This is a genomic window from Xanthomonas sp. WHRI 10204 (assembly GCF_040202875.1).
GTDB lineage: Bacteria > Pseudomonadota > Gammaproteobacteria > Xanthomonadales > Xanthomonadaceae > Xanthomonas.
In genome coordinates this window covers 92,237-116,346 of sequence record NZ_JBEGDW010000005.1, presented here as the reverse complement: position 1 = coordinate 116,346, position 24,110 = coordinate 92,237, and the positions used below count along the sequence as shown (strand labels likewise).

Here is a 24,110-nt window from a genome sequence, read left to right as displayed (position 1 = left end):
TTAGTTCAAATGGAGATTCTTCTTGACGCTGACCGATTGCCCCGACTGTGGTTGCCAGCCTGGCGAGCTCCATGAGCTCTTCTGCCTTAAGGAGCGATGTCCTTTCTGCGGAGCGCAACTTGCCGGATGTGGCTGCATCAAGCGCGTGCTGCAATTGTCGGTGGACGAACAAGATGTCGTTGATAGCTACGAGGACGACAGTCAGGAGCCCTTACGCGGCATCATCAGGAGATGGGAACGTGCGCTACAGCGCAAGGGGCGCATTCCGTATCTACGATGATGCCAGTCCCGGTTAAGATCTCATGCCCAACAATGCGATCGATCGGCCTTAGCCAGCACCACAGGCGCTGATGCTACCTGCGTCGACTGACCAAAAGATGCCAGAGTCACCATGAAACCTGAGGTTGATCCAAGAAAGATAGTTGTTCTGTCTGGATCCGGCATGAGCGCGGAGAGTGGGTTACCCACATTCCGGGATGCTAAGGGCCTATGGAACAACTATTCGTGGCAAGAGGTTGCCAGCCCTGAGGGATGGGAACTACGTCCAGAAGCTGTTCTAGCCTTTTACAACGAGCGTCGGTTGAAGGCATGGCATGCTGCGCCAAATGCAGCACATCTTGCAATAGCGGAGCTGGAGCAATCATTTGAAGTTGTCGTTGTTACGCAAAATGTCGACGGGCTCCATGAGCGTGCCGGCTCCAGTAAGGTGATTCACCTGCATGGTGAAATTGCTTATGCGCGTGGGACCTCTGAAAACCCAAAGCGCTACCGCATAGACGATTCGGCGATTTCGCTAGGGCAGTGCTGTGAAGATGGCACTCAACTCAGGCCGGACATTGTTTGGTTCGGCGAAGAGACGCAATACATGGATGAGGCAAAGTGGCACGTCTCTACCGCCGCCAGAGTGCTAGTTGTCGGTACGTCGCTCACGGTTTACCCCGCGGCTTCACTGGTAAAGGCTGCCCGTGGCCGCGCCGAAAAAGTGCTGGTTTCGCTGGAGATGGATAAAATTCCTTACGGTTTCGCATATCTTCGTGGAGCGGCAGCTACTGTCGTTCCAGGTTTGAGTAAGAAATGGCTCGCTCGTGCGGAGGTGAGTCCTAGCGGTCGTTGAAAACGCGGCTGCACCTTAGGGCAATTAGAGCAACAGGTTCTTCGTCAGCTTAGCCAACGCTTGCGACGACATGTGGTTACGACACACCACCCAAATGCTCCAGCACATCGTCCACCTGCTCGGCCAAGTGCTGCAGGCAGTGCGCCCACTGCTGGAGTGGAATGGCCGGCATGCCCATGGGGCCTTCTTCGCGCGAACGCGGTGTCGCTAGAGTGGCGAGCAGGCGCAGTTGGTCGCGTACGCGCAGCAGGTGGTATTGCGTGCCTTCGGACATCCAGTAGCAGGGTTCGTCGTGCATGGCGCATCTCCTTGGCCTGGGACGACTCCCGCTGCACAACGCAGCGGGATGCCGGGAGGCTAGAAACCGCAGACAGCCGGCGGGCTTATTCCCCTTGCGGGTGTTGTATTCGCCGCCCTCCCGGCGCAAGAACGCCGAGCCGTGCCCGGTCGTCCGACCGGACACAAAAAACCCACCAAATTCTCGGAGGTGGGTGCCGCTGTCTGTGTAGAGTTTCTAGGCTCCGTGTCGGAGTGTGCGGGGACCGGTTGGCAGGGTCAAGCGCGCTGTCTGGCGAGGTCTCTTCACCCGCCATCGTCACTGCTTACGGGCGCTTGCCCGCACTTTTCGAAGGCTGCCAAAGATGCTTATGCCCTTGAGCATCAGATGTTCGCGGTGATCTGATGCCCTATCGAGTGGGCGGGCCTTGAGTCGCTTCACTTATCCCGCGTGCCAGTTCCTGCTGTTGGGCAACTGCGCGTTCCTGGGCGATGGTCTGATTGGCGGCCAGCAGCTTCTGGTCAGACTGTTCGACCGGCGTACGGATCGCCTGATCGATGTCCACATGCACGCGCTTGTGTGCAGGGTCATCTAGTCGCCCCTCCACTGCGAACACGTTGCCCGTCTTGCCCATCACCACATGGTCCACGCGGCTGAGTGCGTTGTCTGCCAGCGACCGGTCGCCGGTACCCGGATAGGCATCGCGGTTGTCCTTGCATACCGCCAACAGACTGCGGCTAACGCGCTCGCTCATCTCATCGTACGGCTTGCCCACGCTTTCATCGATCTTGCGGACGCCATTGCGGATCTGCTCCAGCATGGTGTGGTCGGGGTGTGCGGGATCGTCTGGGCCACGTCGCTCGGTAGACGCAGGTGTGCTGGGCACTACGGGCACATAGGTGTGGTCCTGCGACGGACGCACGCTGCCATCTTGGGTGTGATCGAAATGGTGCAAGGTGGGCGGCGCGGTGCTGCTGTCGTGATACGGAAACGGCGTCTTGTTTGCGCCTCGGTCCAGGCCTTCGTTCTCGATAAGGTGTTCCTTCAAGCCCAACGCCGCCATATCGATAGTCACCTTCGGGCGGGCACCTTGATACAGCACGTTTGCCTTGTCTTCTGCCTGTAGGATTTGCTCCACGGCCCACGTGCCGTAGTAATTGGGGTAGTCCGCAGTGGGCTGCAGTTGCCCAGCCTGATTGCGGTGCTCGCCAATACCCACCGGGCGTTGACCTGGCTGCGCGTAAAGCGGTGAAGGCCGATCAAAATAATGCTGCCCCATCGCCGCGATGTTGCCTGGCGTCTGTGAAAGGCTGCCGTCTTGGTTGAAGGCGAGGTTCGGCTTCGCTATCGCTCCTGCTGGATTAGCAGGATCCCTTGATATGAAGTCCATCTGCCTCGTGGTTCGGGCGGCCATCATCAAGTCCAAGCCGTTTGCAGCGGGACTAAGCTGTTTCTCGCGGCTAAGCAAAGCATTCCAACCAGCAATCTCTGCCTTCGCCTCGTCTTCCCGCCCCGCCTGAATGTACGCCGCCAGCTCATCGGTATAGTCGTGTACCGGGCCGGCGACCTTGGCTTGACGATCAACATCAGCTAAGAATTGTGCTGTCGCTTGATTCTTAGCCTTGTGATTAGAGCTGTGTTGTATTTCATGGCCCAAGACGAATGTGAGATCTTGTGGGTTGAAGCGCCCGCCCGGAGTAGAGGGCGATGCCGATTGCAGCCCAATCGTTGGTAGGTTCATGACCTTTTGGTTTCCGTCATACGTCCCTCCCGCAGCTACGTCAGGCCCAACGAACCCAAAGCCTTCAAGTTGAGCTCTTTGCGGCTTACTCTTATCGGATGTATCGATAGTCGTAGCCGCTTTCTTGATTTCGTCAGCAAGATAGGGCGATTTGTTGATACTCGACTGAAGATTGTCGAGCATATCCTGAGTGACAGGATGATAGTTCCTGGCTAAGTCCTGATAGGTACTGTGTGCGAATGACACCGACATCTGTTGAACCTGCAAGACGCTTTTCAAATCGGCTGTTGCCGTGGTACCAGATGGCTGCAAGCTTGCCGCAGGTAGCGTAATGACCCCACTCTGCTTATCGTAGGTTCCTGCCAAATTCGGCTGCGGGTTATTCGCAGCTTGCACAGCAAAACCACGAAGCTGCCCGGCCTGCGCTTGCTGTTCAAACTGAGCTAGCAACTTGGAATCGGAAGCTAGCGCATTGCGGAGCTGTGTTACTTGGTCCCCACTGACGCCTTGCCCAGCAGAGAACTGTGAGAGCGCGGCTTCTAGCTGTGGGCTTGGCTTCGCCATGTCTTATTCTCCTGAGTGACCTAGCGCCCGTTCAATGTGCCAATCGACTTGACACAAAGTTGCGTGGGTTCGCGGCCATTCAAATTTTGAGGAATTACTGATATGACGATATTCCCCCCGGCACCATTCTTAGATAGCTTTGTATAGCGCCAATCTTCTAACTGACCAATCGGACCGTACGTGGGCGACGCATCAAAACCCATTGCTCGGAGTGCTTTGTCGTAATGATTGAAATCCAGCCCGCAAATCGCAGACATGTTTGCCATATCATCTGCAGTGTTTTGAAATGTCAGATCGACCCCTTTTAACAAAGAAGGGGATTCAGGCACGTAAGTAAAGGCATATCGCCACCCATCTGCCAGATCGACGCTCCAGTATCCCACCGCCAGTTTTCCTGGGTCTGGCTTCTTAAGCGTGATTCCCATGACTTCCCGAATGCGTTCAGGACTTAGGTCATCACGAGAGTCCAGCCCCTCGATCAGCTTCAAGAACCGATTGCCGATCTCCTCAACGCTTAGCGTAATTTTGTCGGCCGTGACGGCCTCAGGCAAGGTCATGTCAGCGTGCTCCTTCGCAAGCGGCTTCAGGGGTTGGGATGCTGTATGCGCGCAAGCGCCCAATGCATGCACAAGGAGTGCGGTTAGGAAGAGCAGGGCGACTCGGGAGAAGCGCATCAGCGGATCCTAAGAGATGAATTGTGGAGCATAGAAGGCTGGATAAGGATTAGCTACCAAGCCGGCATGAACTCCTCGCAGTGGCAAGCTCATGATCCTGTTGCTGCCGCCGTAAGTACCTTCAGCCGCTACACCAAGCCTTAGGAAGCCAAAGTCCTCAAACTGTGCTCTCCCCTGGCTATACGTGTGTGATTGATCGATCTGAGCCTCAGACTTTTTGAGCTCGTTGGCTAAAAACGGTGAGGCATTGATGGTTGACCGCCGATTGCCTGTCATATCTTTTGCAAGCGCACCACGCAACTGGGCAACTTGATACTGGCTTACACCAGAACCAGCAAACTGGGCTAACGCCGCTTCAAGTTGTGGATTCGGAGTCGCCATCAGCATCCATCCTTGATTAATTCAATGTACCAACTGATTTGACGCAGAGCCTACCAGGCGAACCAGGTATCTCATTCTGTGGAACCATCGAGATAATAATATCGTTCCCACTCCCGTCCTTCGCAAATTTGGAAAGCCGCCAACTTTGCAATTGGCCTACTTCACCGTATACGGGCGAATCGATGAACCCGGCGTTTATCAGCCAATTCTTGTAATTCTCAAAATCAACGCAATTGCTTTCTAGGCTGGAATAGTCATCACCTTCGCTAATGAAGGATAGGCTTATTCCCTGTTTCAGAGAGGGAGACTCGGGGATGAGCTCTAATGAGTAGCTCCAGCCACTGCCAAGCGCCTGGCCATATATATATGACTCAAGATTTTCGGAAGGGAAGGAAACTTTTCTTAGAGACACCCCGGTGACTTCGCGTATCCGCTCAACGGTCAGATCTTTTCTGGATTGCAACCCTTCCAGCAACTTCAAAAACTTTTCAGCGATTTCAACGGCGCTAAGCGTGGGATTGACCATTGAGGTCTCAGGCGTCGTCATTGCGCGTGGCTCTTCTGGAAGTCGCGAGGTTGGATTGGTAGTCGTATGCGCGCATGCACATAGCGAGCATAAGCAGAGGACGAAGAATGAGACTAGCGCAACTTTGGTAGGCCTCATCAGCAATTCGTCCATACGGGCTAGTGATCATACGTTAGCAACTTGGCAGTGCCATCAGCTATCTCACGTGTCTAGTTCCTACTCGTAAAATTGCTGCTTCTAGAGCATATGATTCATCGATTTATCAACGTTAACTATGGAACTTGGAAACTGCCGATAAGCTGTGATCTGCATGAAGTTGATCTCGCGATGCGCTTGAGTTGCCAAACAGAGACGCTGTCGCCCAGGCAACCGCTTCACAACGTCCCGCAGAATGCTTGTGCGCCGCACACATCTGCTCCTATTCATGACCAAGCATCTTCGTCACAAAAAAGGGTGGGAGATTGGCTCTCTTGGCTGACTCGCTCCGGGGCAGATACAGCGACGTTAGTGATGCTAACTCTCGCTGTCGACACATACTTTCTCCGAAATCGCATCGCTCACTCCAACGTCTATGCGCGCCACAGTGAAAGAAATGGGCAATTCACTGCGTGGTGGCGACAGATTCAGCTGGGATCCCACTTTCTTCGCGGTTTTGCTGGTATATCCGTTCTTGCTGATCAAGCGGGCATTCCCGTGGTCAGGGTTTAGCCGTACGCCACTGCGCTTCGCTCCGGTGCTAGCGGTGGGGATTTCATTTCTGATCAGCGCCGCTGTTTCCTGGCGGATGTTGGCCTTGTTCAGAGCTGGCGGAGAATAGGTTCACCTATCCACCCTGACACCGCTGCCACCCACCCGCAGCAGCCGACACCTGCTCCCATCCATTGCGCAGCCGCTTCATCGCTTGCCCGCCCACGCAGGCGTAACCCAGCTGTTTGGCCTCTGCCGTGCCAAGGCCCGGTAGCGCAATGATGGAATCCGACGGAGCGGGGCGCCCTTGGTTGCGCGCCTCGTTACGCAGCATCATGTTCTCGATGCTCTGGCAGTAACGCACCATGCCCGGATGCGGGTGTGCGTGGTGCTGCTCGCAATTGAAGGGCGTGGTGTCGCGCGCCATGGAGTTGTACGGTTGCCGCGTTGGCGGGATGTACTTGCTGTTCGCCTTGCCAGTGGCCGAGCGCATGCTCTGCGCTTGCGCGCCTTGTGCACACGCGAGCATGCACAGCGCTGTCAGCGTCAGCGCGCCACGGCGCGCGATGGTGATCCTGTCCATGGTGTTCTCCCCGGTCCGCAGCGATCCTAGCCCACACGTTGCATGCGCGGTTGCTTCAGTCCGCTTGGTACTCAGGGCCTGTCTCTGGCGCCGGTCGCCACGACGACACAAGGATGCCGCTACGAAAGATCGGCCCCCTCAACCGTATGCGCGGCATCTAGCGCCACTTCTGCCGACTTCGATACCCCTTGCCGGGTAGCGCACTGCGCCACAACGCGCGGCGCTCGCTTCTGGCATCACATCACGCTGAAGTTGCTGGCCGCTTGCGCCACAACGGCATCAGCGCCAGCAACCCAAGCAGCGGGCCAGGTAGCAATACCCACGCGATGTGCAGCCCCAGCGCGTCCACATACCGCGTGGTCACGCCGATCGCCACCACCGTGATCGCAAAGCCAATCGCGTTCTGCATCGACAACGCGCTGCCCACGATGGCAGGAGGGCACGCACGTGCAGCCAATGCAGAAAACTGCGGCGAGTCCGCCACCACACTGGCGCCCCACACCAGCATCAACGCCAGTGCTGCATAGCCCGACTGCGCACCCACCCACGGAAACGTCAGGCAACACAGTGCCGACATCAGCAACGCCACCGCTGCCACGCGCGCGCTGCCGATGCGCGCACTCAACTGCCCGCCCAACACGCAGCCCACGGCACCTGCTGCAATCACCGCAAACGCCAACGTGGCCGTGCTCAGCCCAAGCGCCTGTGCCAACCCGGCGCGGGTGATCAGCAGCGGCGTCAGCGTCCACATCGCATACAACTCCCACATGTGGCCGAAGTAGCCAAATGTGGCTGCGCGAAAGTCCTTCAGCGAAAACGCCTGCAACACCGCACCGAACGCCAGCTTGCCGCCCGCCCGTCGCGGGGCAGACTCAGCTGGCCCCAGTCGCAGGATCATCCCTGCCGCAATCACAGCCAGTACCGACGCCACCAGGATCGGCGTCTGCCACGGCAACGCGCCGCCCACCGCCTTGATGCCCTGCGGCAACGCGGTGCCCAGCGTGAGCATGCCGACCAACCACGCCAGCGCCTTGCCCGCATGTTGCGGCGCCCACTGCACCACCAGCTTCATCCCGATCGGGTAGATGCCGGACAGGCAGAGCCCCACCGCAAAACGCCACACCATCCCCGTGGCGACATCGCTGGCAAACACCGCAAAGCCCAGATTGCACGCCGCCCCGCCTACCGCGCAGCTGGCAAAGATGCGGCTGGCCGCAAACCGGTCGGCCAACCCGCTTAGCGCAAAGCTCAACGTACCCAGGATAAAACCGACCTGCGTGGCCATGGTCAGCAACCCGATGGCCGCTGCACCCACGCCCCACTGCCGCATCACGTCGTCGGCCGCACTATTGGCCGAAAACCACAACGAGGTGCCCAGCAACTGCGCCACGATGATCACCACCAGCGCAGTGCTGGGTCGCATGGGTGCTGGCACGGCGTGCGTCATCGGATGCGCCTTATGGGTGCGCACCGCAATGTTGGTCGCGGACGCCGAGTTGAAGGTGAGTAATGCCTGGTGCTTACGGCTGCTGGCATGGCACGGGACCCAATCAGACGCGGTCGTGTAGTGGCGATGAGCTTACTGCAGGTGCCTGCCCGCTGCTCTCGCTCGCGAGTCGATTAGATATGCCTGGACAGATGACGCGGCAGCACCCCAAAAGATGCCAGCGAAGCTCCTTTGATCGTCAGAAGCGGGGACCAAGACTGTCCCAGCCTTGCCGCAAGGCTGCTCTCGCTGCCGGACGGTCTGTATGGCAGCAGGCAACGCGGTGCAGACGTATGTCGAATTTCGTACAGTCCCCTTGTCGTTGTTGCAAGGCTGGTATCCCGCCCACCGCCGTCTAGCTCCCGCCGGCGCGCACGAGGAAACTGCAATGGGTGAGCTGAAATTGATGATGTCGGTGTCGTTGGACAGCTTTGTCAGTGGGCCGGATGGCGAGGTGGACTGGATATTCAGCGGTGACCAGGAGGCGATCGCCTGGAAGGTCGCCACTGCGTGGGAGGCCAGCCTGCACATCATGGGCAGCCGCGTCTTTCAGGGCATGGCGACTTTTTGGCCAACAGCCACCTCCCCGTTTGCGCCGCCCATGAATCAGATCCCCAAGGCGGTGTTCTCTGCGCAGGGCGCAGCAGTATTGGAAGCGGCCGTTACCGCGCTCCAGGCTGCGCAGGCACAGGCCGACGCGGCACGCGCACCATTGCAGGCTGGCGCGCAGAGTTGGTCGCAGGCCTATGTGGCCAGTGGCGATCTGGCTGAAGAAGTGGCCAAGCTCAAGGCGCACGGTGACAAGCCGATCATCGCGCATGGCGGTGCGGCGTTTGCGCGCAGTTTGATTGCGCACAATCTGGTCGATGAGTACGTGCTGGGCGTATACCCGATCGTGCTGGGCAAGGGCCTGCCGATCTTCGATGGCCTGCCCGCACCACGGCCGCTCACGCTGATCGGCACCAAGACCTTCCCAAGCGGGTTTATGGCGCAGACGTATCGGCCGGTGTGAGTAAGGGCGTCGGCGTCATCTTCCAGTGCACAGTTGCTGGCATCGGGCGAACCATAACAACAGTGCTGCGCATCAATGGTTGCAGCGCTAGCAACCATTGATGCGCACCACGTGACACAGGGAAAAGGCGCTGTGACAGCGCTTGCTGGACGTGCGCGGTGTTTAGCCTCTCCCTGCGGGAAAGGGGTTGGGGTGAGGGTACGGGCCACACTTGATGGCTCAGTTGCATCAGGCTTCGCCCGCACCCTCATCCGGCCCTTCGGGCCACCTTCTCCCGAAGGGAGAAGGGAATGGCTGTACGTGCTTCGGTTGGTTTGCATACGAACGCTAGACCAGCGCGATGGCCGTGGCGCGATGCGAGCGCTGAACGGCGTGATTGCCTCAGGGCGCAGACGGATGGGTTGGATGTACGCGCTGACTAGCCCCTCTCCCCGCGGGAGAGGGGTTGGGGTGAGGGTACGGCCATGCTTGGTGGTTCAGTTGCACCAGGCTTTGCCCGTACCCTCATCCGGCCCTTTGGGCCACCTTCTCCCGAAGGGAGAAGGGAATGGCTGTAAGTGCTTCGGTTGGTTTGCATACGAACACTAGACCAGCGCGATGGCCGTGGCGCAGATGGATGTGCTGGACGTATGCGGCCACTAGCCCCTCTCCCTGCGGGAGAGGGGTTGGGGTGAGGGTACGGCCACACTTGATGGCTCAGTTGCATCAGGCTTCGCCCGTACCCTCATCTGGCCCTTTGGGCCACCTTCTCCCGAGGGGAGAAGGGAGGCTGCACGTGCTTTGGTTGACTTGCCGGGCGTGCGTTAGCTGGGTTTCGCGTGACCAAGTAACTTGGGCTTTGACTGGATACGATAAAAACAACGACGCCCCGATTTAGTCGGGGCGTCGTTGTTTGTTTGGCGCTTGGTGGTGAGGGTGTCCAGCGTTTTAACGCTGTGCAACGCGAGTTAATGGGTAGCGCGAGTCGACACGAGCAGATAATCCGGCGTAGCAAGCAGATGATCCAGACACCTCATCCATCCAGACACCTCATCCGGCCAACCAAGTTGCTACTCGATTCGGCCAACTCAGCTCTTGCTTGGAACAGCCTTAGCTCTTGCTTGGCACAACCGCACTACTACTTGAAGCCAAGGCGTCGACAAGCTGCTGTTCGGCTACCGCCTGCAACTCGTCGCACCATCAACTTATCGCGCCAACTCTCGCACTCTTGCAACCTCGCAAACCCTCACGCCACGCTTACTTCGAAGCGTCACGCACCTTGTCGGCCACTTCACCGGCCTTGGCTTGCACCTTGCCGATATTCTTTTCGGCGGCGCCTTCCAGCTCGGTGCTCTTGTCGCCGGTGACACGGCCGATGGCTTCCTTGACCGAGCCCTTGATCTGCTTGGCGGTACCTTCGATACGGTTCTTATCCATGGGACGTTTCTCGTAGTTTGGGGAACCCGGCCAGTGTCTCCGGGCCGGTGTGAGCATGATGTGCGCTCGCGCGTGGCCGGCCCAGTTGCGAATGCACTAAATGCATTAGTGCATTCGCGCCACGTGTGCAGTTACTTCTTGCGCGCTGCCGGTTTGGCGCTACGACCGACAAAGCCGCGCTCGCGTGCCCAGACAATCGCTTCACCGCGGCTATGCACGTCGATCTTTGAATACAACGCCGCCACGTGATTGCGCACCGTATTGGGCGAGACGCCCAGTTCCTGCGCGATCTGCTTGTCGGCCAGGCCTTCGGCGATGTGTCCGAGCACGTCGCGCTCGCGGTCGGTGAGCTCGGCGATGCCGCAGCCGCTGGTCTGGCTGGGCCGATTGGCGCGGCGCACGTTGGCCAGTTTCTCCAGCAGGCTCTGACTGAACCACGAAGCGTCCTGCATCACCGCTTCGATGGCGGTGACCAGTTCCATCTCGGTGCGTTTGCGGTCGGTGATGTCCATCAGCGACAGCAGATAGCACTGCACGCCGTGGATGCTCACGGTTTCCGCGGAGACCAGGCAGTCCAGTTGCTCGCCGTCCTTGCGCGCGATGGCGTATTCGACATTGAGTATGCTGCCGGTCTCGGCCAGCGCACGATGAAACTGTTGGTAGGCCTGGCGGCTGGGAAACAGGCCGATGTCTTCGATGGGTTTGCCAACGATGTCTTCGGTGGCGTACTGGGTGATCTGCGAGACGGCGTCGTTGATTTCCACGATCTGCAAGGTTTCTGCATTGCACATCAGGGTGGGCACCGGGGTGATGCGAAACGCCTTGGCAAAGCGCTCCTCGCTTTGACGCAACGCCACTTCGGCGCGGCGGCGCGGTTCCAGGTCCATGAAGGTAAACAGCATGCAGGCTTCTTCGCCGATTTCGATCGGCTGGCCGGCCACCACCACCAGCTTGGTGGTGCCATCGGGCAGGCTGAGTTCGGCCTGCATCTGCGGGATGGTGGCGCCCTCGTTGAGCCGCTCCAGCCCCAGCTCGCGGCGGTCGGCCATTTCCATCACGTCCACTTCGAACACGCTCTTGCCCACCACCGCTTCGCGCGTGTAGCCGGTCATTTCCAGAAAGCCCTGATTGGCCTTGATGTAGCGCTTGTCGTCGAGCCGGCAGATGCAGGCCGGCGCAGGATTGGCGTTGAAGGTGCGCTCGAAGCGTTGTTCGGCGCTGGCCCAATCGCTGGCGTCGGCCACGATCAGCACCAGGCAATCCGGTTCGCCTTGCGCGTCGGTGAGCACCAGGCTGCGCACGCGGTGCACCCATTGCGCATCGGTGCCTTCGCGCACCACTTCCACCACCACGTCGTTGAAGACTTCGCCGGCAATCACGCGGTCGATGGGGTAGTTGCCGGCATTCAAGCGATGGTTGTTGCGATAGCGCAACTGAAAGCGCGTGCGGTAATCGCTGACGGTGGCGCCGAGCTCGGCAAGTTCGCTGGCGCCATGCATGGCCAGCGCGGCCTCGTTGGCCCAGGTGATGGTCTGATCCGGCTCGATCAGGATCACCCCTTCGCTCAGGCCGGTGATGATCTGCTGCAACTGGCGGCGATTGGTGGAACTGGGCGGGCTGCTGGGGGATGCGGCTTCACTGCCTGACGACATGGGTGACCCTTGGGCAAACAACGGCGGTAGAAACCAACAGTGGGCGCTCACGGTAGCGGCTGCCTGACGCGAATGCACTAGCTGCACTGGTGCATTCGGCTCAGGCGTCCAGCCGGTGCCACTCCCACACTAGCCGCACTTTTCCACTGTAACGAGGCCACTCCATGGCACAGGTTATCCGTCCTTCCTACGCTCCCAAGATGTCGTGGGGCGCCGTGCTCGCCGGCTGCACCGTCGCGCTGGTGACCTATCTGACCCTGAGCGTGCTGGGCACCGCGATCGGCGCGTCCACCATCGACCCGCTGCGCGAGGTCAACCCGGTCAGCGGGCTGGGCACCGGCGCCGGCATCTGGCTGGGCGTGAGCACCCTGATTTCGATGGCGGTGGGCGCATTTGTCGCCGGCCGGCTTGCTACCTCTCGTGGCGGCACGCACGGCCTGCTGAGCTGGGCGGTGACCTCGCTGGTGACCCTCTGGTTGGTGGCCGCGCTGGCCAGCAGCGCGGTGGGCGCGGTGTCCGGCGTGGTCGGCAAGGGCCTGTCGCTGACCGGTCAGGGCATTGCCGCCGCCGCACCGACGCTGGGTAACGGCGTGCAGGATGAACTCAAGAAGCAGGGCATCGACCTGGAATGGGGCGACCTGCGCGGCCAGCTGGAAACGGTGCTGCGCCAGACCGGCAAGGCCGAGCTCAACCCCGAGCGCTTGAAGGACCAGGCTGAAGGTGCCAGCAACGACGGCAAGGCCACCGCCAGCGACGCGGCGCAGACTCCGCAGGCCGCACCAGACGCCTTTGCCGCCTGGTTCGACCGGGTGCGTGCCCAGGCCAAGCCGGCCATCGACGCCGCCGACCGCGATGCTCTGGTCAACCTGATCATGGCCCGCACCGGCAAGCCGCGCGCGCAGGCCGAGCAGATTGCCGACAACTACGCGCAGACCTATCAGCAGGCCATGGCGCAGTACGCATCGCTCAAGCGCACCGCCGAGCAGAAGGCCCGTGAGGCCGGTGATGTAGCTGCCCGTGGCGTGTCGCGCGCGGCCTGGACCACCTTGGTGCTATTGATCCTGGGCGCCGGCATTGCGTTTGGCGCTGGCCGTATCGGCCGCCGCACCGACCCGATCATCGAGGTATAAGCGCTTGCGTTGAAGGCACACGGTGGGGACCGTGGCCTGCAGCAGGGCGTCGTGCGCAAGCCGGCGCTGTCGACAAGGAGCAGGACGTGAGCAAGGTGCAGGGGTAACCCTTCCCGGCAATGGATGCCGCGACTCGCTCGACACCGGGCCATCTAGGGATGGCCCGGTGTTTTTTTGGGTGTCGCGTCGGGGCGGTGTGGGTGCCGACAGGCCTGGTCAGCTGCCGCCATGTCGCAGCGGTAACCGCAGGCAACCACGGCGCCCACGCCACCGCAGACACCGGCCGCCTCACCCGGCCGACGCCGCACGGGCACTGCACATCCCGCGCAGAAGCACATGCCACAATGCGGCCACTTCCAACCAGGCACGGCCGCCACCACGTGAGCACAGCGCACCCCGCCATCGAGCCGAGCGGTCTGGAATTCCTCTCCGGCGGTGGTGTCATGGGCGCGGTGATGCGTGCGCACGACTGGGCGGCCACGCCGCTGGGCGACCCGCACACCTGGCCGCAATCGCTGCGCTCGGCGTTGTCGATGATGCTCAACGCCAAGTTGTTGGGTGCGGTGCTGTGGGGGCCGCAACTGCGCCTGTTCTACAACGATGTCTACCTGCAATCGTTGGGCGACCGCCATCCGCACGCACTGGGGCAACCGGTAGCCGAGGTATGGGGCGAAACCTATGCGCCCATCGCCGAGGATTTTGCGCAGGTGATGCGGACCGGCGACGGCTACGGCCAGGGCGTTGTTTCGTTGCCGATGGTGCGCAACGGCGTGCGCGAAACCACGTACTGGAATTCCACCGCCTCGCCCATCCGCGGAGAAGACGGCAGCATCGTGGGGCTGTTGAACATCGCCATCGAAACCACCGCGCAAGTGGCGGCCGAGCGCCATCGCGAGATTCAAAACGCGATGCTGAGCAATGCGAACACGCATCTGGTGCATGAAGTGGTGAGCCGCACCAGCGAGCGCGATCGCGCGCTGGAAGCGGAGACCGTCGCACGCCGCAATGCCGAGCGCGTGCAGTTGGCGCTGGCGGCCGGCGCCATCATCGGCACCTGGATCTGGGACCTGCCCACCGATGCGTTTTCGGTGGACGAGGCCTTTGCCGACACGTTTGGTTTCGATCCGTCCATCAGTCGCACCGGCCTGCCGTTGGAGCAGGTCATCGCCACGGTGCATCCGGACGATCGCGACGGCCTGCGCGCGGCGATCAGCGAAGCGACCGCACGTGGCGGCGCCTATGCGCACCAGTACCGGGTCAAGCGTCGCGACGGCAATTACTACTGGCTGGAGGCCAATGGCCGCGTCGAACATGCGCCCGACGGCACGCCGCTGCGGTTTCCGGGCGTGTTGCTGGACATCGATGCGCGACACGCTTTGTCCGAAGAGCGCGACCGCGCGTTGGCCGCATTGCGCGAGCTGAGCGAGACGCTGGAACAGCGCGTCACCGCGCGCACGCGCGAGCTGATGGTCGCCGAAGAAGCGCTGCGCCAATCGCAGAAGATGGAAGCGGTGGGTCAGCTCACCGGCGGGCTGGCGCACGACTTCAACAATCTGCTGGCCGGCATCTCCGGCGCACTGGAGTTGATGACGCTGCGCATGGAGCAGCAGCGTTTTCCCGAGCTGCCGCGGTACCTAGGCATCGCGCAGAGCGCCACCACCCGCGCATCGGCCTTGACGCACCGCTTGCTGGCGTTTGCACGGCGGCAGACGTTATTGCCCAAGCCGACCAATGTCAGCCAGTTGATCGTCGATATCCTGGAGCTGGTGCAGCGCACGGTGGGCCCGGGCATCCATGTGGAGTACACGCCCAACGCCGCACTGTGGCCTGCGCTGGTGGACGCATCGCAGCTGGAAAATGCGTTGCTCAATCTGTGCATCAACGCGCGCGATGCCATGCCCAATGGCGGTTGTCTGCGGATCGAGACCGGCAACCACTGGATCGACCACGATCTGGCGCGGCAACTGGGCATGCGTCAGGGCCCGTACCTGTGGCTCTGCGTCGGCGACACCGGTACCGGCATGCCGCCGGACGTGGTGGCGCGCGCGTTCGATCCGTTCTTCACCACCAAGCCGCTAGGCGAAGGTACCGGGCTGGGGCTATCGATGATCTACGGCTTTGCCAAGCAGTCCGGCGGGCAGGTGCGGATCCAGTCGGAAGTGGGCAAGGGCTCCAGTGTGTGTCTCTATCTGCCGCGTCACCTGGGCGATGCAGCGCAGCCCGATGCCAATGCCCACCCGCTGCAACTCACCCCCACCGATGCCGGCGAGACGGTGCTGATCGTCGACGACGAACCGTCCATCCGTCTGCTGTTGGGCGAGGTGCTGCAGGAGTTGGGCTACACGGTCATCGAAGCCGGCGACAGCGTGGCAGGCCTGGGCCTGCTGCAATCGGACGCGCGTATCGATCTGTTGATCAGCGACGTGGGCCTGCCCGGCGGCATGAACGGCCGCCAGATGGCCGATGCCGGCCGCGCCCACCGCGCAGGTCTCAAGGTGCTCTTCATTACCGGGTTTGCCGAAAACGCATTGCTGGACGACCGCCACCTGGAAGCGGGCATGGCGGTACTGACCAAACCTTTCAGCGTGAGCGTGCTGACCGCGCGGGTGAAGGAACTGATTTCCACGCAGGGATGAGTGTGCGGGCAGGAACTCGCTCGCGCTGCGAGTGCCTGCGCCGCGACCCTGCTGCAGCCATGCGTCCATGACAGAGGCGGTGTTCACTGGTGGCTGCAGTGGTCTGCATCACTTGTCGCGACGTTGATCGCGCAAGTACGCCTCGACGTCCTGCAGTGTGACGCGACCGCTGCCGCTGCGATCGATCTGCTCGAAGTGCGTGGCGACAAACCCCAGCCCGCGCGCCTGCGCCTGCTGCTTGGTGAGCGCATCGCGATGCGCCAGTGCACCACTCTCGTCGAGCGTGCTGGTGATGCGCTGTTGCGCCTGGTCTTCCAGCGTGTCGCCGGTGCTGTCCGTGCGCTCCGCTTCGAGGCCGAGCTGCGCGATGGGCATGAATGGGCCATCGATCCCTCCGTGGTGGGCGTTGGATGTGATGGACGCGACGCGTTGCGGCGGCAACGCTTGCGCACTGACGGTGGTCGCCACCACGGCAAGCATGGCGGTGGCGTAACGGAGGCAGCGGAGCAGGCGCATCAGGAGTTCCTCGCGATGGATGAGCGGAGCGCGATCATGGCGTTGCGGTTGCAGCAGTCGCGGCATTGACGTTGCGGTTGTCCGGCCATGGCGAATCCAGCAAGGCCAACGGCACGGCATCGGCGATCGGCGCGTTGGCGTAGTAGGCGGTGAGGTCGGCCTGCAACTTGGGGCGCGAGTTGTCGTCGAGATAGATCATGTGGCCGCCCGCGTAGGTGGCTACCTGCACATCGGCATCGAGATTGCGAATGGTGCGTAGCCGCGCCAGTTGTTTTTCGTTGCTGTAGAACGGCGTTGCAAGATCGTGATAACCGCTGACCGCAAAGACCTTGAGCGCCGGATTCAGGCGCAGCGCGCCGAGCAGGTCTGGCAGGGTATCTGGCAGCAGCCGGCCTGCATGGCGGAAGTCCCAGACGTTGATGATGTCCATGTTGAGCGAGGTGTAGGTTGCGTTGGGCGCGCTATACCCCAGATAGGTGCTGAACTGCTGCGCCAGCGCGTTGGTCAGGGGGCGCTCGATCAGGATGTTGGACGGGTCGTTATCGTTCTTCAGTCGCCCGTCGCTGTTGGGTAGGCTGACGCGCCCGTCGTAGCGGCCGATGCTAGTGCCGGGCAGCAGGCCTTGATTGAACGAGGCCAGCGAGAAGTAGCCTTGCAAGGCCTGCGTGGTCAACCCGGACAGTGGCCGCCACCGCGTCAGCACCGCTGCACCGGGTTGTACCGGCTTGCCCAGGATGGTTGGAAACCCATACTGACTGAGCACCCAGGTGGGGCCATAGCGCTGAAACTCCGCGTGCACCACGCTGACGAACGCGCGCATCTGCAGCGCATAGAACTCATCGCTTGCGCTGACCTCGGTCTGCTTGTGATACGCGGCAACTGCGGCATAACTGGGGAAATAGCCGCCGATGGTGTCGCCGCTGTATTTCATGCCTTTTGCGTAATCCGGGTAATACAGCCCACCGCTCGCAATCGCGTCGGCGTAGTAGTTCAGGATCGACGACTGCAGCACGATGCCGCGCAAACGTACCCCAGCCGATTCCAGCGCCAGCGCCAGCATGGCGGAGCGGGTGGTGCCATAGGATTCGCCGAACAGATACAGCGGTGCATTGGCACGGCGATTGACCTGTACATAGCGCTGGATGAAGTCGCGCATCACCCGCACATCGGCATCGCTGCCCCAGAAGCTGGCATTGGTGTTGGGCAAGATCGCCTGCGACAGGCCGGTACCCGGCGGATCGATAAACACCATGTCGGTGCTGGCGATCAGGCTCTCTGCATTGTCCACCATCGGGTAATTGGGCCAGCTGCCGAAGCTGGGCGCTGCGGTGGCCATGCGCTTGGGTGCGAACGAGGCCAGATGCAACAGCGATGCCGATGCGCCGGGACCGCCGTTGTAGAAAAACGTCAGCGGCCGCGGTTTGCCGTTGCGTGCCGGCGCGGTGTAGGCCACATACGACAAGGTCGCTTGCGGCTGCCCGGCAGCGTCGCGCGCAATCAGGTGGCCGGTGCGTACGCTGTAGGCCACGGTGTCCTGCTTGCCGCGCCACAGGTAATGCATCAACGCAGAGCGCTCGCTGGCGACGCTGGCATCCAGCCCGGCATCGGCCTTGACCGAATAGGCGATGCGATCGATATACGGGGTGTTGGCACTGGCCGCCTGCACCTGCTGCTGCGCGCCAACGCAGAGCGGCACAGCCAGCAAGAGACCAAACAGCACGACAAGCGGGTGTCGCACGGTACCGGCATTGCGCTGGGACATGGTGCACCTGTGGCAGAGGGAGGCGCTGCGAGGGTGTGGCGATCACACACACCCCGCCGCGCACGGTCATTGCGCACGTGCGTTGCAGCCGGCATGTCATCCCAAGGTCGTGATGCAGCGAGCGGATCAGACCGGTGCTTAGCTTGTGGAGACTGCCGGCGGCCTCGGAGACTGCGATGCGAAGCCACAGCGTGGCGAGCGAAGCGGAAACTGCGCTGGCCAGCACCGGTGCAACGCGTTGTGACCGACTCGACATCGCTCCCGCGCGTCGCGTGCGGCGGCAGACCGCCCGGTCGATCAGTTGGTCGGGTTGTTCGTGTGGCTGCGTGCCGATGCCATGCGCGTTGAGCGGGGAGCGGGCCTGGCAGATGCCTCCAGCGTGGCGGCGTGATCAGCCGGTCGGCGCAGCGGTGCAGGCCAGCAGCGCAACGCTTGCGCGGATAACGGTCAATGCACGCGATGCGCGAGCCAACGGCAGGCAGCTGCCGATCTACTCCACGCTGGCAGCGACCAGCCGCTGCCACAACGCAGCGTTTGCTTCTTCATCCGGTTCCAGCGTGGCGAGCACGCTGAGGGCGTGGTCCTCCTGCTCGGCGCCGCAGCGGGCCAGCATGGCCAGCGCGGCGGCCAGGCGGCCGTAGCGCAGGGCGCGCCCCAGGCTGGTGGCCAGCAAGGTGGTGTCGTGCTCGGGGCGCTGTTCGTCCAGTGCGGTGCCCAGCACTGCCGGCAGCTCCCAGGTGGTGGCGATGGTCTTGGCCACTGCGGCGGTATGGCGTTCGACCAGGGCGGCAGCCACCTCCAGGCTGTAGGGCAGGCCGGGGCGTTCGGCGTAGGCGTCGCGCAGCACGCGCAGGATCACCACCGCGCCCAGGCCCTGCAGCAGGCCGGCCAGCTGCGCCGACAAGGTGTCGCCGCCGCGTTCGCGCATATAGGCGGCCGCTGCGGTGGCAGTGCGCAGCGCGTAGTCCCACACCGCCGCGGGCAGGCGCGAGTGCAGGCCGCCATCCAGGCTCAACACCGGTTGCATCACCGCCGCGGCGACGATCTGGCGCACGCCCTCGGTGCCGATGTGCACCACCGCGCGCTCCAGGCTTTCCAGCGGAGCGCCTTGCGGGCGGTATAGCGCACTGTTGGCGATGCGCAGCAGGTTGGCCGACAGCGCGGGGTCTTGCGCGATGATCGCGGCGATACCGCGCCCGGACGCGTCCGGGTCGTTGACCGCGCGCATCAGCTGCGGCAGCAGATGCGGGCGACGTGGCAACAGCTGCGGGCGCAGGTCGACGTGGTCGAGCGCGGCGGTCGCCACCTCCAGCACGGCGACCTGTGCGGGGTCGCTGGGCAGGCTGCCGTCGGCCAGCGACGGGTTGGCCATCACGGCGGCATACATGCGGCGCAACAGCGGACGCATCGGTGGCGGCTCGGCCTGCAAGGGCTGCGCTGCGGCAGGCGTTGGCTGCGGCGGCGCTTGCTCGTCCATCGCGATCGGTGCCGGTGCGACCGAGGTTCGCGCGGCCGGCGCGTCGGGCGCAGCGGAACCACCGGCTGCCGGGGCAGAGGCCTCGGGCGCGTGCTGGCGCATGCGCATCCACCACACGATGGCACCGACAATCATCGCCACAGCGACAAGTCCGGCAATAAGCAGCAACACAATCGCGAGCATCATAGGTCGTTGTCTGATGAATGCCGCGACTATCGGCGATGGCGGGCGCGGCGGCAATGTCGCGTGCACTGATGGGCGCAGCGCATGACCGCAGGCGCCCAGGAAGAAGCGCGGCTTGGCAGGCTGCAACGACCCGCCATACCGATGTATTTGCGGCCATGGCGCGCCACGCTGCGCATGCTGCGATGCTGTCTGCCGCGCCCACCAACGCTGCAGCTGCACCCCAACGTCATCGACCGGTAGCATGATGGACGTCCTCTGCCAGCCAAGTGGGTGTCCTATGTCCACCGTTACGCTCCACCGCGTCTTACGTGCCAGCCCCGAGCGCATCTACCGCGCCTTCCTCGATGCCGATGCGCTGGTCAAGTGGCTGCCGCCTGCCGGCTTCACCGGCACCGTCGAGCATCTGGATGCGCAGGTGGGCGGTACCTTCCGGATGGCGTTTACCAACTTCGCCAATGGTCAGCGCCATGCGTTTGGCGGGACGTACCTGGAGCTGCAGCCCAGCGCCTTGCTGCGCTACAACGACGTGTTCGACGACCCGGCGTTGCCGGGCACCATGTTGACCACCGTGCAGCTGCATGCGCTGCCCTGCGGCACCGATGTGCACATCGTGCAGGACGGCATCCCCGAGCAGATTCCGTTGTATGCCTGCTACCTGGGATGGCAGGACTCGCTGACGCTGCTGGCGCATCTGGTAGAAGCGCAGACAGAGCAGTGAGCGCGCCGGATCCGAGTGCGCGTGGCAGCGTCGGCGCACCCGGCGTTGCGCGCCGGTACTGATCACGCGTGCATCGTGTTGTTGGGGTGCGCAACAGCAGGCGGGCGTGCACACAGTGCGCAGTGTCAGCTGCTGCAAGGGTGTGGAATGGGGGCTGCAGCGATGGCTGCAGTGCAGCAATGATGGGCGTGTCTTCAAGCTGACGCCTGCGCTGCACGTTGCGCTAACGCACCGATCCCCACCATGCGTCACCAGCTGTGCAGTTCTAGAGCATCTAGGCAGCTTAAAGGGTGCAGGCATCCGCAGTTGGACCACCTTCGACAGACACCGTGCACTGCACGGTGTCTTCGTTTGCGCGGTATGTGCACGCGCGCGGTGCACCAAGCGCATGCTCAGTGCAGCACACCGCGTGCTACAGCGTGCCCTGCTTCCACAGCCGCACAATTTCGGCCGGCGCATGTTCTTCGGGAATGCGCAACGGTTCGCTGGCACCGTCCCAGGCGATGCTGAAATAGCGCCGGTCGCCGCCACCAGCCTGCGGGCGCGGCAACGCATGCACCAGGCATTGGTCCAGCAACGCGCGCAGGTGCAGCCGCTGCGCATCGTCCAACGCATCCATTGGCAGTTGCCGCTCGCGGCGCATGGCCGGGAACGCCGCCACGCCGCCCTCGCGTGCAAGACGTAGCGTCACGCCCAACTCCACCGGCGGCCGCTGTGGACTCATGCGAGGACGCCTACGTCGCGCCAGGCCTGTTGCACGGCGTGTGTCTCTGCGCTGTCAGCGCCGTAATCGGTGCTGGCGACAGTGACAGTGCGTGCGGCAAAGGTGGCGAAATCCGCAGTTGCGGCGAGTTCGCTACCGGTGACCGTGCGATACCAGATGCGGCCGGTTGTCTCCCACGCAGCGCCACCGATCGCGACCGCAGCGCGATAGAACGCGTGATTGGGGATGCCGGAGTTGTAGTGCACGCCGCCATCGTCCTCCTGTGTGTTGACGTAGTCGGCCATCGTGGCCGGTTGCGGGTCTTTTCCCAGTGCAGGGTCATCGTACGCGCTGCCGGGCGCCCGCATCGAGCGCAGTCCCACTCCGTTGATGCCAGGCATCAGCAGACCTGCGCCGATGATCCAGTCGGCCTCGCTTGCGGTTTGGTGCAACGTGTACTGCTTGATCAGCACCCCGAACACATCCGACACCGATTCGTTCAATGCGCCCGATTGCCCCTGGTAGATCAGGTTGGCGGTGCGTTCGGTGACGCCGTGAGCGAGCTCATGGCCCACCACATCGATGGCGATGGTGAAGCGGTTGAAGACCTCGCCATCGCCATCGCCGAACACCATCTGCTCGCCATCCCAGAACGCGTTGTCGTAGCTACGCTCGTAATGCACGCTGCCGATCAACGGCATGCCTGCGCCATCGATGGAATTGCGCCCGTAGACGGTCTGGAAGAACTCGTGCGTGGCACCGAGAGAATCGTAGGCCTCGGTCACTGCCACATCATCGGTGGCCGCAGCGCCCTCGTCGCGGACCAGGATGCCGGGCAATGCGGTGCCCTGTTGCGCATCGTAGATGCGCCGCCGCACCGCTTGCATGGCCGGTGCGGCATCCGCTGCTAGGGCCTGTCCGCGTGCCAGCAGCCCACGCGCGCGCTGCTGGCGCAGGTGGGCGGTGATCTGGCTGGACAGTTGCGCGCAATGGCGTGCATGTTCGGGCGCCGCCTGTGCCATATGGTCCAGCAGATACGGCGGCAGGATGCCGGCACGGCGCGGGGCTAGGGGCGCAGACATCAGCGGACTCCACAGTGGGGTGCACCCGCGACTATGCCGAGGCCGGGTTTAGGAAAACGTTAGGCCTGGTCGTGTTGCGCCCGTGCAGCGCGTTGCGACAGACCTGGCGTTCAGTCCAGCTGCGCCAAGGCGTCCTGGATCGGGGTCTGCCCGTCGATAAAGCCGACGCTCTTGCCGATGGTGGCCGGCGTTGCCAGTGCCGCGGCGATCACCTGGGCCACGTTGGCACGCGAGACGCCACCGTCGGCATCGCTGCCCGGGTCGCGGGTGATGCGGCCCGACGGCGGATCAAGCGTCAGCCGACCGGGGCCGAGCACGGTCCAGTCCAGATGGGTACTGCGCAGATGCGCGTCGGCTGCGGCCTTGGCTTGCGCGTAGGCAAAGAACCCGTCATCCGGTCCGATGCCGTGTTCCAGCCCGGCGCCGAGATACGACACCATGACGTAGCGGCGCACGCGGGCCTGTTCGGCCGCATGCATCGAACGGATGGCTGCATCGCGGTCCACCGCATAGGTGCGCGCGGCATCGCCGCCACCGGCACCGGCCGACCACACCACCGCATCGTGGCCGGCCAGCTGCGCGGCGATGGCGTCGGTGTCGGCGTGTTCGATGTCGAACACCAGCGGCGTGGCGCCATCGGCAATCACATCGCCTTCGTGCTCGGGATTGCGGAATAGCGCGGTGACGTGGTGCCCGCTGGTCAACAGCAGTGGGGTGAGTAAACGTGCCACCTTGCCGTGGCCACCGATGACGAGGATACGAGACATACACAACTCCAACCGATGTGCGCCGACACAGCGCCGAGGGCGATCATCCTCGCCAATGCGACGCTAAGACGATGTCAGCGCAGAGGGGTGCGCGTTCTTTCGATGGATCGAGCGTGCAAGATTTGCAGCCGCGAAGAACGCTGTCAGCGACCAGAGGCAGTGAGCAGAGCACAGCACTGCTGAGGCACGACACCGTCCATCCCAAGCTGAAGAGCGCTCGCCATGCGGTGTCACCGTTCTCTGATGGGAGCCGTCATCCAGCGATACGTGTTGTCGCTGCCGTGGATGCGGCGCGGCGGGCGATGCATGCGCGCTGCCGCACCGAACGATTGCCAGGCATCGGCTATCCAGTGCTGTTGTGATCCCAGAGCTGCAGCACCTGCGCGATGGCTGCATCCATCAGCTTGAAGCCCACGCCATCCCTGGCGAGCGTGGAAAGCCCAAGCAGGAAGCTGTCGAAGACGCAGGTCAATGCGGCTGCATCGAGGTCGGCTGCCAATTCTCCGCTGGCAATTGCCCGCTCCACGCAGGCGCGGATGCCCGCACGTGTCCGCGCGCGCGACCGCATCAGCGGAGCCGAGATCGCAGCCAGTTCCGGGGAGGGTGCGCTCATGACCCCTAAGGCAACCATGCAGCCCTTTGGATGCCCGCGTTCGCACTGCATCTTGGCCGAGCGCCGCAGCGCAAGTTCCAGCGCCTGTCTTGGCGCAAGCGACGCATCCCACAAACAATGCGTGACCTGCGCGTAAGTCGTTAGATAGCGCTCCATGCATTCTTTGTAGAGCGCTTCCTTGGAACCGAAGGCTGCATAAAAGCTGGGCGCGGTGATCCCGCCGCCGATCGCAGCCTTGAGCTGGCTTAGCGACGTCGACTCGTAACCCTGTTCCCAGAACAAATGCAGTGCTTCCTCCACCGCGACATCCCGATCGAAGGTCCGTGGTCTGCCCATCTGTGCCATAACGCGCTCCGCCGCTTAGATAAATACTATTCGATACATATGTCATTGACAACCGAGGACTA

General features: G+C 62.5%; 22 protein-coding genes. 6 read left to right on the top strand and 16 right to left on the bottom strand.

Annotated features, from left to right (window positions below):
- The first annotated feature begins 22 nt into the window (after positions 1-22).
- Both ABQZ00_RS22835 and ABQZ00_RS22830 read left to right on the top strand, forming a co-directional pair.
- A complete protein-coding gene (locus ABQZ00_RS22835) occupies positions 23-280 on the top strand; it encodes a hypothetical protein (protein WP_323539170.1) in 258 nt (85 codons plus the stop codon).
- 111 nt (positions 281-391) lie between these two features.
- On the top strand, positions 392-1,114 hold the full coding sequence (locus ABQZ00_RS22830) for an SIR2 family NAD-dependent protein deacylase (RefSeq protein ID WP_323539171.1): 723 nt from the start codon (positions 392-394) through the stop codon (positions 1,112-1,114).
- A 76-nt stretch (positions 1,115-1,190) separates the two neighbouring features.
- On the opposite strand, the gene ABQZ00_RS22825 is transcribed toward ABQZ00_RS22830, so the two are convergent.
- The 7 genes from ABQZ00_RS22825 to ABQZ00_RS22795 all read right to left on the bottom strand — a co-directional run bounded on the left by ABQZ00_RS22825 (position 1,191) and on the right by ABQZ00_RS22795 (position 7,970).
- A complete protein-coding gene (locus ABQZ00_RS22825; protein ID WP_323539172.1) occupies positions 1,191-1,412 on the bottom strand; it encodes an XAC0095 family protein in 222 nt (73 codons plus the stop codon).
- A 388-nt stretch (positions 1,413-1,800) separates the two neighbouring features.
- Entirely contained in the window at positions 1,801-3,696 is a 1,896-nt protein-coding gene (locus tag ABQZ00_RS22820) for an XVIPCD domain-containing protein (RefSeq protein ID WP_323539173.1), read from the bottom strand.
- Between the two features lie 20 nt (positions 3,697-3,716).
- Positions 3,717-4,370: a hypothetical protein gene (locus ABQZ00_RS22815; protein WP_323539174.1), complete on the bottom strand. Its 654-nt coding sequence runs from the start codon at positions 4,368-4,370 to the stop codon at positions 3,717-3,719.
- Between the two features lie 9 nt (positions 4,371-4,379).
- Complete coding sequence (locus ABQZ00_RS22810; protein WP_323539175.1) at positions 4,380-4,751, bottom strand: hypothetical protein; 372 nt, start codon at positions 4,749-4,751, stop codon at positions 4,380-4,382.
- 16 nt (positions 4,752-4,767) lie between these two features.
- The gene (locus ABQZ00_RS22805; RefSeq protein ID WP_323539176.1) at positions 4,768-5,298 is read right to left on the bottom strand and encodes a hypothetical protein; all 531 of its coding nucleotides are present in this window, start codon (positions 5,296-5,298) and stop codon (positions 4,768-4,770) included.
- A gap of 802 nt (positions 5,299-6,100) precedes the next feature.
- Positions 6,101-6,547 carry a hypothetical protein gene (locus tag ABQZ00_RS22800; protein WP_323539177.1) on the bottom strand — a complete coding sequence of 149 codons (447 nt, stop codon included), beginning with the start codon at positions 6,545-6,547 and terminating at the stop codon, positions 6,101-6,103.
- 241 nt (positions 6,548-6,788) lie between these two features.
- Positions 6,789-7,970 carry an MFS transporter gene (locus tag ABQZ00_RS22795; RefSeq protein ID WP_323539178.1) on the bottom strand — a complete coding sequence of 394 codons (1,182 nt, stop codon included), beginning with the start codon at positions 7,968-7,970 and terminating at the stop codon, positions 6,789-6,791.
- A gap of 451 nt (positions 7,971-8,421) precedes the next feature.
- Between ABQZ00_RS22795 and ABQZ00_RS22790 the strand changes: the two genes are divergently transcribed.
- Positions 8,422-9,045, top strand: coding sequence for a dihydrofolate reductase family protein (locus ABQZ00_RS22790; protein ID WP_323539179.1), 624 nt, complete (start codon positions 8,422-8,424; stop codon positions 9,043-9,045).
- A gap of 1,236 nt (positions 9,046-10,281) precedes the next feature.
- Here ABQZ00_RS22790 and ABQZ00_RS22785 read toward each other — a convergent pair.
- Both ABQZ00_RS22785 and ABQZ00_RS22780 read right to left on the bottom strand, forming a co-directional pair.
- A complete protein-coding gene (locus ABQZ00_RS22785) occupies positions 10,282-10,461 on the bottom strand; it encodes a CsbD family protein (protein ID WP_115514837.1) in 180 nt (59 codons plus the stop codon).
- 131 nt (positions 10,462-10,592) lie between these two features.
- Positions 10,593-12,113, bottom strand: coding sequence for a PAS domain S-box protein (locus ABQZ00_RS22780; protein WP_323539180.1), 1,521 nt, complete (start codon positions 12,111-12,113; stop codon positions 10,593-10,595).
- Between the two features lie 164 nt (positions 12,114-12,277).
- On the opposite strand from ABQZ00_RS22780, the gene ABQZ00_RS22775 reads away from it, so the two are divergent.
- Both ABQZ00_RS22775 and ABQZ00_RS22770 read left to right on the top strand, forming a co-directional pair.
- Entirely contained in the window at positions 12,278-13,243 is a 966-nt protein-coding gene (locus tag ABQZ00_RS22775; RefSeq protein WP_323539181.1) for a hypothetical protein, read from the top strand.
- Between the two features lie 344 nt (positions 13,244-13,587).
- A complete protein-coding gene (locus tag ABQZ00_RS22770) occupies positions 13,588-15,879 on the top strand; it encodes an ATP-binding protein (protein WP_323539182.1) in 2,292 nt (763 codons plus the stop codon).
- A 108-nt stretch (positions 15,880-15,987) separates the two neighbouring features.
- Here the strand turns inward: ABQZ00_RS22770 and ABQZ00_RS22765 are convergent, their stop codons facing one another.
- The 3 genes from ABQZ00_RS22765 to ABQZ00_RS22755 all read right to left on the bottom strand — a co-directional run bounded on the left by ABQZ00_RS22765 (position 15,988) and on the right by ABQZ00_RS22755 (position 19,820).
- Positions 15,988-16,395: a hypothetical protein gene (locus tag ABQZ00_RS22765; protein WP_323539183.1), complete on the bottom strand. Its 408-nt coding sequence runs from the start codon at positions 16,393-16,395 to the stop codon at positions 15,988-15,990.
- Between the two features lie 34 nt (positions 16,396-16,429).
- Entirely contained in the window at positions 16,430-18,157 is a 1,728-nt protein-coding gene (locus ABQZ00_RS22760; RefSeq protein WP_323539184.1) for a S10 family serine carboxypeptidase-like protein, read from the bottom strand.
- 490 nt (positions 18,158-18,647) lie between these two features.
- Positions 18,648-19,820 carry an HDOD domain-containing protein gene (locus tag ABQZ00_RS22755; protein WP_323539185.1) on the bottom strand — a complete coding sequence of 391 codons (1,173 nt, stop codon included), beginning with the start codon at positions 19,818-19,820 and terminating at the stop codon, positions 18,648-18,650.
- Positions 19,821-20,061: 241 nt separating this feature from the next.
- On the opposite strand from ABQZ00_RS22755, the gene ABQZ00_RS22750 reads away from it, so the two are divergent.
- Entirely contained in the window at positions 20,062-20,538 is a 477-nt protein-coding gene (locus ABQZ00_RS22750; protein ID WP_238151941.1) for an SRPBCC family protein, read from the top strand.
- Between the two features lie 412 nt (positions 20,539-20,950).
- Here ABQZ00_RS22750 and ABQZ00_RS22745 read toward each other — a convergent pair whose 3' ends face one another.
- The 4 genes from ABQZ00_RS22745 to ABQZ00_RS22730 all read right to left on the bottom strand — a co-directional run bounded on the left by ABQZ00_RS22745 (position 20,951) and on the right by ABQZ00_RS22730 (position 24,048).
- The gene (locus ABQZ00_RS22745; RefSeq protein WP_055852801.1) at positions 20,951-21,262 is read right to left on the bottom strand and encodes a protealysin inhibitor emfourin; all 312 of its coding nucleotides are present in this window, start codon (positions 21,260-21,262) and stop codon (positions 20,951-20,953) included.
- On the bottom strand, positions 21,259-22,323 hold the full coding sequence (locus tag ABQZ00_RS22740) for a M4 family metallopeptidase (RefSeq protein WP_323539186.1): 1,065 nt from the start codon (positions 22,321-22,323) through the stop codon (positions 21,259-21,261). The genes ABQZ00_RS22745 and ABQZ00_RS22740 overlap by 4 nt, the downstream gene beginning before the upstream one ends.
- Positions 22,324-22,433: 110 nt before the next feature.
- Complete coding sequence (locus ABQZ00_RS22735; RefSeq protein WP_323539187.1) at positions 22,434-23,090, bottom strand: SDR family oxidoreductase; 657 nt, start codon at positions 23,088-23,090, stop codon at positions 22,434-22,436.
- A gap of 343 nt (positions 23,091-23,433) precedes the next feature.
- Positions 23,434-24,048 carry a TetR/AcrR family transcriptional regulator gene (locus tag ABQZ00_RS22730; protein ID WP_323539188.1) on the bottom strand — a complete coding sequence of 205 codons (615 nt, stop codon included), beginning with the start codon at positions 24,046-24,048 and terminating at the stop codon, positions 23,434-23,436.
- Positions 24,049-24,110: the final 62 nt, after the last annotated feature.

Bases quoted from the DNA above. Each gene is read 5' to 3' on its own strand.
- ABQZ00_RS22755 (WP_323539185.1), bottom strand. From the start codon at position 19,820: ATGATGCTCGCGATTGTGTTGCTGCTTATTGCCGGACTTGTCGCTGTG.
- ABQZ00_RS22810 (WP_323539175.1), bottom strand. From the start codon at position 4,751: ATGGCGACTCCGAATCCACAACTTGAAGCGGCGTTAGCCCAGTTTGCT.
- ABQZ00_RS22800 (WP_323539177.1), bottom strand. From the start codon at position 6,547: ATGGACAGGATCACCATCGCGCGCCGTGGCGCGCTGACGCTGACAGCG.
- ABQZ00_RS22825 (WP_323539172.1), bottom strand. From the start codon at position 1,412: ATGCACGACGAACCCTGCTACTGGATGTCCGAAGGCACGCAATACCAC.
- ABQZ00_RS22820 (WP_323539173.1), bottom strand. From the start codon at position 3,696: ATGGCGAAGCCAAGCCCACAGCTAGAAGCCGCGCTCTCACAGTTCTCT.
- ABQZ00_RS22795 (WP_323539178.1), bottom strand. From the start codon at position 7,970: ATGCGACCCAGCACTGCGCTGGTGGTGATCATCGTGGCGCAGTTGCTG.
- ABQZ00_RS22770 (WP_323539182.1), top strand. From the start codon at position 13,588: ATGCGGCCACTTCCAACCAGGCACGGCCGCCACCACGTGAGCACAGCG.
- ABQZ00_RS22760 (WP_323539184.1), bottom strand. From the start codon at position 18,157: ATGTCCCAGCGCAATGCCGGTACCGTGCGACACCCGCTTGTCGTGCTG.
- ABQZ00_RS22775 (WP_323539181.1), top strand. From the start codon at position 12,278: ATGGCACAGGTTATCCGTCCTTCCTACGCTCCCAAGATGTCGTGGGGC.
- ABQZ00_RS22750 (WP_238151941.1), top strand. From the start codon at position 20,062: ATGATGGACGTCCTCTGCCAGCCAAGTGGGTGTCCTATGTCCACCGTT.
- ABQZ00_RS22830 (WP_323539171.1), top strand. From the start codon at position 392: ATGAAACCTGAGGTTGATCCAAGAAAGATAGTTGTTCTGTCTGGATCC.
- ABQZ00_RS22805 (WP_323539176.1), bottom strand. From the start codon at position 5,298: ATGACGACGCCTGAGACCTCAATGGTCAATCCCACGCTTAGCGCCGTT.
- ABQZ00_RS22785 (WP_115514837.1), bottom strand. From the start codon at position 10,461: ATGGATAAGAACCGTATCGAAGGTACCGCCAAGCAGATCAAGGGCTCG.
- ABQZ00_RS22815 (WP_323539174.1), bottom strand. From the start codon at position 4,370: ATGCGCTTCTCCCGAGTCGCCCTGCTCTTCCTAACCGCACTCCTTGTG.
- ABQZ00_RS22745 (WP_055852801.1), bottom strand. From the start codon at position 21,262: ATGAGTCCACAGCGGCCGCCGGTGGAGTTGGGCGTGACGCTACGTCTT.
- ABQZ00_RS22765 (WP_323539183.1), bottom strand. From the start codon at position 16,395: ATGCGCCTGCTCCGCTGCCTCCGTTACGCCACCGCCATGCTTGCCGTG.
- ABQZ00_RS22730 (WP_323539188.1), bottom strand. From the start codon at position 24,048: ATGGCACAGATGGGCAGACCACGGACCTTCGATCGGGATGTCGCGGTG.
- ABQZ00_RS22780 (WP_323539180.1), bottom strand. From the start codon at position 12,113: ATGTCGTCAGGCAGTGAAGCCGCATCCCCCAGCAGCCCGCCCAGTTCC.
- ABQZ00_RS22740 (WP_323539186.1), bottom strand. From the start codon at position 22,323: ATGTCTGCGCCCCTAGCCCCGCGCCGTGCCGGCATCCTGCCGCCGTAT.
- ABQZ00_RS22790 (WP_323539179.1), top strand. From the start codon at position 8,422: ATGGGTGAGCTGAAATTGATGATGTCGGTGTCGTTGGACAGCTTTGTC.
- ABQZ00_RS22735 (WP_323539187.1), bottom strand. From the start codon at position 23,090: ATGTCTCGTATCCTCGTCATCGGTGGCCACGGCAAGGTGGCACGTTTA.